Raw genomic sequence first — 6,832 nt, forward strand, 5'->3', positions numbered from 1 at the left:
TATATGCCATTTTTATTATATTTATTTGATATTCATATAAAAAACTCCAAAAATATGACCTATTTTTGGAGTTTCATTGTACTTTTAAATTTGCTTCGCTTGTGTTGCTTGGCTTATGGATTTAATTGCACGGCATGGAATTGTAGATGGTCATCTACAAAGCTTTGAATAAAATAGTAACCATGATCATAACCCTGATGTTCACGTAAGGTTAATTTCTGGTTCACGGCATCACAAGCTTGCTGAAATAACGCCGGATTCAGCTGGCTATAGAACTGGTCAGAAAAGCCCTGATCAATCAGGATATCGCTAAATAGTGCACCTTTTTGCTGAACCAGCGCAGCTGCATCATGCTTCAACCATTCTTCGCGGTTTTCGCCCAGATAATTCGAGAATGCCTTTTCACCCCATGGACATTGACTTGGTGCACAAATCGGTGCGAATGCCGAAACTGAACAGAATTTTTCCGGATATTTAAAAGCCAAAGTTAAAGCGCCATGTCCACCCATGGAATGACCGAAAATCCCGATCTTATCTGCCTGAACTACGAACTCTTCACACACCAGTTCATACAACTCATCGACAATAAAGCTTTCCATTTGATAATGTTCAGCCCACGGTGCTTGAGTGGCATTGATATAAAAGCCAGCGCCTTGCCCGATATCCCAGTGATCCCCTTTGGCAACATCGTCTCCACGCGGTGAAGTGTCTGGTGTAATCAGAATCAGGCCAAGCTGGGTAGCCAGACGCTGGGCATGTGCCTTGATTGCAAAAGTTTCTTCCGTACAGGTCAGGCCAGCTAAATAGAACAAAGCAGGACAACTTTGGCCTTCCAGAGCTTGTGGCGGCAGGAAGATTCCAAATCTGGTTGGTTTTTTTAATATTTTAGACTCAAAGCTATAAATCCGCTGTTCACCCTCAAAGCTTCGATTATTCTGTACCAGTTCCATCATCATTCCTTTTTCTATTTTCTAAAGTTGTAGATTGGTTTATGGAGTCAAAGCGACAGACGGAGATGCTGAAGTGGTCGTCGCTGGAGGGAAAAGACGCTGTTCCAGTTGTGGCAACATCAATTCCATGTTTTTGCCAATCACCCATTGTGGTTCTGACGGTTCAAATCCCTGAGCTGCTTCCCATTTAGCCACTGTAGTCTTGGCCTGCTCAAAAGAGGCTTTCAGGCTGTTATTTTCACGCATGGCCTCATCAAAGAAAGCACGGCCGAAATAGGTATAATCAGCTTCGTTTGAACAACCGAAAGACTGACGGTCAGCAGCAGAGGCTGTGATAATTAAAGTATTATCATTCTGCAAAGCCGAAGCGAAACTACCTGAGAAACAGGCAGAAATAACAATCACTCGCCAGCGTACACCTGAGGCATCCAGAGTATCACGCAACCATTTTGGATCGACTGAAGCCAAGTCTAGCGGTGCATTTTCCATTTCAAATTCATTTGGCAAGCCATGTGAGGTCATATACAGGAACAGTACATCACTTTCCCGGTTCATCTGCTGGCCAATACGGCGCAAGGCCAATTCCATGCTGGTTTTGGAAGCAAGTGGAATCTCAGTCCGTGTTGCCGGATGATTCACCAGCATAATCGAACGGCCAAAAGTCCCAAACCGGGTATCAAACTGCTTTTTAATCCGCTCTATTTCTGAATAGAACACATCCTGATAACTCGCGCCAGCCACACCCATAAAGTACCAATGCGACTGTGCAAATTCACCATATTCAATTGCATCCAGCGCCTTATTCAGCAAGATCGGCTGAGCATAGAAAGCATCTTCAGCAAAACTTGGTGGAATTTCTTCAACTTTCCAGATGGGCTGATCTTTCACCGAAATCTGCCACACCACCAAGGTAAACAAGGTGGCCAGCATAATCAGTGCCCGTTCCCACCACGGCCATTTTAATTCACGTGAAATCACCCAGACCACAGCCAGACTTTGCCAGACAAACAGCATGACAAACAGGGTCGGAATATAGGCATAGAAAATATAGGGTAGATAATCCAGATCACCCAGATACTGGATCAAGCTCTGGAACAACATGATATGCGTATCCAGCACCAGCCAGAGCAATGCGGGTACCAGCATCAGACGAGGATTATTCACTCGCTGGGACAAGAAAATCCCGACAATCAAGGCAATAAAGGGCCAAAGTGCATAACTGATCAAACCTTGAGAGTTAAAATCTCCCATGCGGCCGGAACTGAGCCAGCTAAACAGGCTGTTAGCACAGCCGCCCAAAATGCCCCAGAACACCAGTTGCAGAATGGATGGACGCACCAATTGCAGCGAACGCCGAGATCCCAGAAATAACCACATCCCGGCAATTTGGTTGCTTTTAAAATCGTGCCAAAAATTGATGGAGGGTTTAAAGTCGATCATATGATTTCAGGGAGATGAGTGGCTCGCTAATGTGCCCAATAAGTTTATGCTTGATATAAGTTTTATCAATGCCAATTTTTAAATATATAACAAATCCTTGATCTATTTTGAAGCAATTCTCATATTAAGTAACCAGTTCATGCTGAAAATAGGCATCAAAACGGCAAGCATCACCAGACCATTGATGATTTGGCTCTTTTCCAGCTAAAAATACGGCCAGACGAGGACGTTTCACCACCACCCGCTTGCCAATTTTTTGTGCCAGTTCCAGCAGATTATCCCCCAGATCCATTTCACCATCTTCCGGTAAAAGCAAATGTAATAACTGCATTTGTTTTTTCACCTGTGCCTGCTTTTTCGGTGCCTGCTGATTCTGGTCACGTTGTGGAAACATCGGGTCCAGATAAACCACATCGACGACCGCATTCTGCTCAGCCTGTGATTTCAGATAGTCTGCAGAATCTGAAAAAACCAGATGAATCCGGTTAACCACCGAACTTAGAAAAGTATCCTTTTTCGCTCGGTGATGACTGTCTTCAAGCAGGGTAAATAAAATAGGATGTCGTTCGACCAAGGTGACCTGAGCACCCAAATGTGCCATCAACAGACTGTCATGACCTAGCCCAGCTGTCGCATCGATAAGAGTCGGCTTTTCTCCGAGGTTACAAGCACGAGCAATCATTTCCGATTTTAAAGAGGCACGTTTTAAACGCCCTACTTCTGCTTGCCAATCTGGTTGCATTTTCATGCCATTGGCACAGAGCCATAGGCCGTCAGCATCAACACACAGGGCCAGTTCGGGATGTAAACGCAAGAAACGTGCATTCAGCTTTTCAATAACCTCAATACTAACCTCTACACCACGAGAAGAAAGCACAGCCTCGAAGTGCTGTGCTTTCTCTTGATACTCAGATTCGGTATATAAGCGAATCGTGCTTACCATAATCTCCAACCTGTAAAGGCAAATAATAAAATCAGTAAACCTGAGGCTATGCGATACCAGGCAAAAACCATGAAATCACGTTTTGCCACATAGGCTACCAAGGCACGGATTAATAAAAGCGCTGAGATGAACGATACGATGATACCGACTGCCAGAACCGTCCAGTCTTCTGTGGTACTGTAAACATCATAGCTTTGATACAGATCGAGCAGGCCTGCACCGATAATAACCGGAATCCCCAAGAAGAATGAAAATTCAGTTGCAGCCTTACGTGATACGCCAAGGAACATCGCCCCGATAATGGTCGCACCTGAACGTGAAGTTCCCGGTATCAGGGATAAGACCTGAATCAGACCAATCCAGATCGCATCTTTTACGGTTAGATCTTCAACTTCCTGGGCACGTACCTTAGGTGGATTCTTTTCAATCCAGATAATGATCAGACCACCGACAATCAAACCAATGGCAATCGCAATATTATTGAATAGCAGCTCTTTTACGGTTTGCCCTAGAGTCAGGCCAATCAGCACAATGGGAATAGAAGCCAGAATCAGGCCAATCCCTAAACGGCGTCCTTGCGGTTCACCACTTACGATCCCGGTTGCTGCACCCCAAAGCCGTGCCCAATATTCATAAATAACCGCGGCAATTGCCCCCATCTGAATTGCGACGACGAAAACATCGCTTTTTTCTTTGGTCCAGAAATTCATTAATTCTGAAGCCAAAATCAGATGCCCAGTACTAGAAATAGGCAAAAACTCGGTAATACCTTCAACAATACCCATAATTGCTGCTTTCAGCAGCAGTAAAAGATCCATGCTTAATCCTGATTAGTTATGCTTTGCCTTGTTCTGGAATTTTTTTCCATGCGTTATCACGTAAATATACCGGAAGTGCCAATTCTGCACTGACCCAATTTTCTGTTTTTGCTGCTGCACGCGCAATCACGGCAATATCCTGCGCTGTTGCACTGACATTTTTATATTCGGATGCTGTTTCTTGAACTAGATTGGCACCTGAACCCACCACAGTAAATTTGACTGCTTCAGCACCTTGTTCATAACTCAAAAGCTGTTCTTCATCAACAGCCTGCATAATCCCTTGAGCATCTAACTGATAACTGGCCACGTAGACTTCATTCATCCGTGCATCCAGTACTGCAGTTACTGCAGTTAGACCATGCAAACGATATGCCGCTTGCGCCAGAGCTTGTAAAGTCGATACCGGAATTACAGGCAGATCATTTGACCAAGCCAAAGCTTGAGTCACAGCCGCATTGATACGAACACCACTAAACGATCCCGGGCCACGACTAAAGGCAATCGCTGTCAGATCAGATACAGCCAAGCCCAGATCATTGAGGCCTTGTTCAATCATTGGGAGAATGGTTTGCGTTTGTGCCTTGGCGCGCGCATCAAGCTGAAAAAATAGTTCTTGAGTATCATCGATCACAGAGACGGAACACTGCTCATTGGCAGTCTCCAATGCCAGCACTTTCATGCACAACCTTAATTCAGAGAATATAAAAAACGTCGAATATAATACTCCACTCATATCTTCTAGGCGAGATTTTCCCAAGCCAGATACAAAAATGCCTAGAAAATTCTAGGCTTAACTGAGGACTTTATTCAGATAACAGCCTAAAGCTGTACTTCTTCCAGATTTTGAAATTTCTGGAAATGCTCGGCATAGTGCATGGCACTCATTTTCAGTTTCTGAATACTGGCTTCATCTAAAGTTTTCACGACTTTTCCTGGTGAGCCCATCACTACCGAATTATCAGGAATTACCTTCCCTTCTGGAATCAGGGCGTTGGCACCAATAATACAATTCTTGCCAATCACGGCATGATTCAAAATTACCGCTTGAATTCCAATCAGGCTATTATCGCCAATGGTGCAACCATGCAGCATGGCTTGATGACCAATGGTCACATAATTCCCGACGTTCATTTCAATCCCAGCATCGGTATGTAGCACCGCATTTTCCTGAACATTGGTGAAGTCACCTAAACGGATTTTGCTGTTATCTGCACGAACGACGGCGCCAAACCAGACACTCGCTTGCTTGCCCAATTCAACCTGTCCAATGACCGTCGCTGTAGGTGCCACCCACCCATCCCATGGCTGATGTGTTGCTTTTGGTATATGTCCCTGAAATTGATATAACATGGCTGAAATCCTGTTCAACGGTTAAAAAATTTTGAGCGTTTAAACGCAGGTGAATTAAGTAAAAATGGCCAGTCTTTTTTATAGTCAAGCCCGTACTGAAATAATGAAATTAGCATACGTGCGGTTAATCCCCAGACAATCTCATTTTCCACCCGCATACTTGGGAAATATAGGGACTGCTGGGCAAAACGTACTTCATAAGGCATCGGCTGGGCTTCCAGCAAGTGCTGCAAAGAAGCAAAGAAAATCCGGTCAATTTCTGTCGGTTGAGGAATGAGTTGAATGGTAGGCGGAATTAAACCGACCACAGGCTTAACCAGCATTCCGTTACGAGCCTTTTGCATCGGAAGATCCCCAATCAGATGCACATCAAATGGATTAAGCGCCGTTTCCTCATACGCCTCTCTCAAAGCCACTACAATATTACTGGTATCTTGCGGGTCGCGTTTACCCCCTGGAAAAGAGACTTCCCCTGCATGATTATTCATATAAGCTGAACGACGTGTCAGCAAAACTTTGGGATCAGCTTCATCTGTGATCGCAATTAATACAGCAGCCTGTGCAGTTTGAATCCGTTTGGAAAATCGTAAATGTTTCTGCAAGCGTTGTATTAATCCCAGCTCATCCATTCATTCAGCTCCCTATGCGACTATAATTTCATCATAGCTGATTTTTGATTTGGCGGGATAGAAATGATGCCAAATTTTGATTTTTCAGTTATCCTGACCTTACTGTTATCATTGATGATGAATATGAACTTCTGTGTGAACTGTGGACATAAAACAACAGAGAAAATTCCTTTAGGCGATCAGAAGGTTCGCAAGGTTTGTACTACATGCGGATATATTCATTACATTAATCCAAAAGTGATTTGCGGTGCATTGGTGCTCTGGGAAGATAAAGTTCTGCTCTGCCGCCGTGCAATTGAACCACGTTATGGACTGTGGACCCTCCCTGCCGGTTATATGGAACTGTTTGAAACCATGGAACAGGGCGCAGCACGTGAAACCCGTGAAGAAGCCGAAGCTGAAGTAGATATTGAACAGCTGTACTGCATGTACAATATTCCGCGGATTGGCCAGATTTATGTCCTGTTTAAATCTCAACTGATTGATGGAAAATTTGGTGCAGGTGAAGAAACCATTGAAGCACGTTTATTTGATGAAGATGAAATTCCCTGGAGTGAACTGGCTTTCCCGAGTGTAGAACATACACTCCGTCATTATTTTGAAGACCGTAAAACCAATAACTTCCCGATGCATCTTGAGACCTTGGGAACTCGTTTGGATCACACAGGTTAAAATGTCTTGGCTCTAGACTAGCAAAAT

8 protein-coding genes are annotated in these 6,832 nt (G+C 44.2%); 1 reads left to right on the forward strand and 7 read right to left on the reverse strand.

What is annotated here, in order from left to right; translation table 11 throughout:
• Nucleotides 1-113 precede the first annotated feature (113 nt).
• From fghA to G5T77_RS00345, 7 genes are all read right to left on the reverse strand, one after another.
• A complete protein-coding gene (fghA, locus tag G5T77_RS00315) occupies nucleotides 114-950 on the reverse strand; it encodes an S-formylglutathione hydrolase (RefSeq protein ID WP_166136752.1) in 837 nt (278 codons plus the stop codon).
• Between the two features lie 39 nt (nucleotides 951-989).
• Entirely contained in the window at nucleotides 990-2,390 is a 1,401-nt protein-coding gene (locus tag G5T77_RS00320; protein ID WP_166136755.1) for a C13 family peptidase, read from the reverse strand.
• Between the two features lie 124 nt (nucleotides 2,391-2,514).
• The gene (locus G5T77_RS00325) at nucleotides 2,515-3,333 is read right to left on the reverse strand and encodes a class I SAM-dependent methyltransferase (protein WP_159124259.1); all 819 of its coding nucleotides are present in this window, start codon (nucleotides 3,331-3,333) and stop codon (nucleotides 2,515-2,517) included.
• Nucleotides 3,327-4,151: an undecaprenyl-diphosphate phosphatase gene (locus G5T77_RS00330; RefSeq protein WP_005234173.1), complete on the reverse strand. Its 825-nt coding sequence runs from the start codon at nucleotides 4,149-4,151 to the stop codon at nucleotides 3,327-3,329. Before G5T77_RS00330 ends, G5T77_RS00325 begins: the two co-directional genes overlap by 7 nt.
• A gap of 16 nt (nucleotides 4,152-4,167) precedes the next feature.
• The gene (gene tsaB, locus G5T77_RS00335; protein ID WP_166136758.1) at nucleotides 4,168-4,833 is read right to left on the reverse strand and encodes a tRNA (adenosine(37)-N6)-threonylcarbamoyltransferase complex dimerization subunit type 1 TsaB; all 666 of its coding nucleotides are present in this window, start codon (nucleotides 4,831-4,833) and stop codon (nucleotides 4,168-4,170) included.
• A 140-nt stretch (nucleotides 4,834-4,973) separates the two neighbouring features.
• The gene (locus G5T77_RS00340; protein ID WP_166136761.1) at nucleotides 4,974-5,504 is read right to left on the reverse strand and encodes a gamma carbonic anhydrase family protein; all 531 of its coding nucleotides are present in this window, start codon (nucleotides 5,502-5,504) and stop codon (nucleotides 4,974-4,976) included.
• A 14-nt stretch (nucleotides 5,505-5,518) separates the two neighbouring features.
• Complete coding sequence (locus G5T77_RS00345) at nucleotides 5,519-6,133, reverse strand: CoA pyrophosphatase (protein ID WP_004783401.1); 615 nt, start codon at nucleotides 6,131-6,133, stop codon at nucleotides 5,519-5,521.
• Between the two features lie 123 nt (nucleotides 6,134-6,256).
• On the opposite strand from G5T77_RS00345, the gene G5T77_RS00350 reads away from it, so the two are divergent.
• The gene (locus G5T77_RS00350) at nucleotides 6,257-6,805 is read left to right on the forward strand and encodes an NUDIX hydrolase (protein WP_166136775.1); all 549 of its coding nucleotides are present in this window, start codon (nucleotides 6,257-6,259) and stop codon (nucleotides 6,803-6,805) included.
• Nucleotides 6,806-6,832: the final 27 nt, after the last annotated feature.

It is taken from the genome of Acinetobacter sp. GFQ9D191M (assembly GCF_011174875.1).
Classification (GTDB): Bacteria; Pseudomonadota; Gammaproteobacteria; order Pseudomonadales; family Moraxellaceae; genus Acinetobacter.

Excerpts from the sequence above, each read along its gene's own strand:
- fghA (WP_166136752.1), bottom strand. The coding sequence starts at position 950 with ATGGAACTGGTACAGAATAATCGAAGCTTTGAGGGTGAACAGCGGATT.
- G5T77_RS00320 (WP_166136755.1), bottom strand. The coding sequence starts at position 2,390 with ATGATCGACTTTAAACCCTCCATCAATTTTTGGCACGATTTTAAAAGC.
- G5T77_RS00325 (WP_159124259.1), bottom strand. The coding sequence starts at position 3,333 with ATGGTAAGCACGATTCGCTTATATACCGAATCTGAGTATCAAGAGAAA.
- G5T77_RS00330 (WP_005234173.1), bottom strand. The coding sequence starts at position 4,151 with ATGGATCTTTTACTGCTGCTGAAAGCAGCAATTATGGGTATTGTTGAA.
- tsaB (WP_166136758.1), bottom strand. The coding sequence starts at position 4,833 with ATGAAAGTGCTGGCATTGGAGACTGCCAATGAGCAGTGTTCCGTCTCT.
- G5T77_RS00340 (WP_166136761.1), bottom strand. The coding sequence starts at position 5,504 with ATGTTATATCAATTTCAGGGACATATACCAAAAGCAACACATCAGCCA.
- G5T77_RS00345 (WP_004783401.1), bottom strand. The coding sequence starts at position 6,133 with ATGGATGAGCTGGGATTAATACAACGCTTGCAGAAACATTTACGATTT.
- G5T77_RS00350 (WP_166136775.1), top strand. The coding sequence starts at position 6,257 with ATGAACTTCTGTGTGAACTGTGGACATAAAACAACAGAGAAAATTCCT.